The following is a 2,261-nucleotide window of genomic DNA, read 5'->3' as shown; positions in this document are numbered from 1 at the left end:
CTACCGGCTGGTCGAACCCGCCGATACGACGCGCTACCGCAGCATCCAGCTGTACGACGACAATACGCTGAACGTCTGCATCCCGCAGACCTATCGCTTCCTCGACACCGTCGTCGCGGCGATGGCGCGGCTCCATGCGAAGGCCGGCGTGCCGCTGCGCCTCTATCACATCGGCGCGGACGAGACCGCGGGCGCGTGGCGCGAGTCGCCCGCCTGCCGTGCGGAGGCGGCGCGCACCGGCACCCCGATCGCGCATCTCGGCGCGCGCTTCGTAGAGCGGGTCGCCGCGATGCTGGCGACGCGCGGCATCCGCGCGGGCGCGTGGAGCGACGGGCTGACCCATGCCGATGCCGACAAGCTGCCCGCGCAGATGCAATCCTATGTCTGGGGCGGTCTGTTCGGGCCGGGCGTGGCGGAGGCGCACACCCATGCCAACCGCGGCTGGCCGGTGATCCTGTCGATCCCCGATGTCACCTATCTCGACATGCCGCAGGCGGTGTCGCCGGACGAACCCGGCGCGACCTGGGCCACGCGCGAGATCGACCTGTTCCGCCTCTACGCCTTCATGCCCGGCAATTTGCCCGCCAACGGCGCGGTCGTCACCGATATCCTGAACCGGCCGGGGACGATCGCCGATCCGGTGCCGCTCGCCCCCGGCCATCACGTCGCCGGCATCCAGGGGCAATTGTGGAGCGAGATGATCCGCCGCGATTCGCAGGTCGAATATATGCTGTTCCCGCGGCTGTTCGCGCTGGCGGAACGCGGCTGGTCGACCCCGTCGTGGGAACCCGCCTATGTTCCCGGCGCCAGCTATGCCTATGGCGACGCACGGGTCGACAGCGCCGCGCTGCTGGCCGGCTGGCGCGACTTCGCGGGGCGCGTCGCCGAACGGCTGACCGCGCTGGAGGGCGACAATATCCTCTACCGGCTGGCACCGCCCGGGGCGCGGATCGTAGCGGGCCGGCTAGAGGCGAACAGCGAACTGCCCGGCACCGCGATCGACTATCGCCCCGCCGGCGGCGCCTGGACGCGCTACACCGGCCCGGTCGCGGTGGGCGGCGCGACCGAACTGCGCACCGTTACCCGTGACGGCCGCCGCGTGAGCCGCACCGTCACCGTCGCCCCGGCGCGCGCCGCATGGCAGTGACCCGGCTCGCCGCCGCCGCCCTCGCGCTCGCCGCGCCGCTGCTGCTCGGCGCCGCCCCCCGCGCCGACGACTGGCACGATCCGTCGCTCTCCCCCGATCGCCGCGCCGCGCTGGTGCTGGCCGCGATGACCCGCGAGGAAAAGCTGGCGATGGTGATCGGCGAGTTCGCGTCGGAACAGGCGGGCAAGCCCGATACGCATCCCCCCGCCGCGGCGCGCGAAGGATCGGCAGGCTATGTCGCGGGCGTGCCACGGCTCGGCATCCCCCCGCTATGGGAAGCCGATGCCGCGATGGGCGTCGCGACCCAGCCGACGGCGCGCACCTCGCGCCCGGCGATCGCGCTGCCCAGCACGCTGGCGACGATCGCCAGCTGGGACGAAGGTGTCGCGCGGGCCGGCGGCGCGATGATCGGCGGGGAGGCGCGCCGCTACGGCTTCAACGTCCTGCTCGCGGGCGGGATCAACCTGACGCGCGAACCGCGCAACGGCCGCAATTTCGAATATGGCGGCGAAGACCCGCTCCTCGCCGGGCGGATGGTCGGCGCGCAGATCGCCGGCATCCAGTCGAACCATATCGTCTCGACCGTGAAGCATTACGTCCTCAACGCGCAGCAGACCGACCAGTTCACGCTCGACGCGCGGATCGATCCCGCCGCGCTGCGCCAGTCGGACCTGCTGGCGTTCCAGATCGCGATCGAGCGCGGGCGGCCGGGCGCGGTGATGTGCGCCTACAACATCGTCAACGGCGCCTATGCGTGTGAAAACGCGCCACTGCTGCGCGACCTGCTGAAGCGGCGCTGGAGCTATCCCGGCTGGGTGATGTCGGACTGGGGGGCTGTCCATTCCACCGTCGCCGCCGCCAATGCGGGGCTGGACCAGGAATCCGCCGCGACGTTCGATGCGCAGCCGTATTTCGGCGCGCCGCTCGCCGCCGCAATCGACGCCGGCCAGGTGCCCGCCGCGCGGCTCGACGACATGGTGCGGCGTATCCTGCGCTCGATGTTCGCCAACGGGCTGTTCGACCACCCGCTCGCGATCGCCCCGATCGACGCCGCCGCCGATACCGCGGTGGCGCAGGATGCGGCGGAAAAGGGCGCGGTGCTGCTGCGCAACGC

The 2,261-nt window shown here is 71.9% G+C and carries 2 protein-coding genes; both read left to right on the top strand.

The genetic code is table 11. The features are described from left to right. On the top strand, positions 1–1,147 hold a 1,147-nt coding region (locus AX685_RS00200; RefSeq protein ID WP_156445568.1), incomplete at its 5' end, for a family 20 glycosylhydrolase. Beyond that, on the top strand, positions 1,138–2,261 hold a 1,124-nt coding region (locus AX685_RS00195), incomplete at its 3' end, for a glycoside hydrolase family 3 protein (RefSeq protein ID WP_197418418.1). The genes AX685_RS00200 and AX685_RS00195, both read left to right, overlap by 10 nt.

The organism is Sphingomonas sp. CCH9-F2 (genome assembly GCF_001556735.1).
In the GTDB taxonomy this organism is placed as follows: domain Bacteria; phylum Pseudomonadota; class Alphaproteobacteria; order Sphingomonadales; family Sphingomonadaceae; genus Sphingomonas; species Sphingomonas ginsenosidimutans.
The sequence above is the reverse complement of the archived record's forward strand: the minus strand, read 5'-3'. Positions and strand labels throughout refer to the sequence as shown.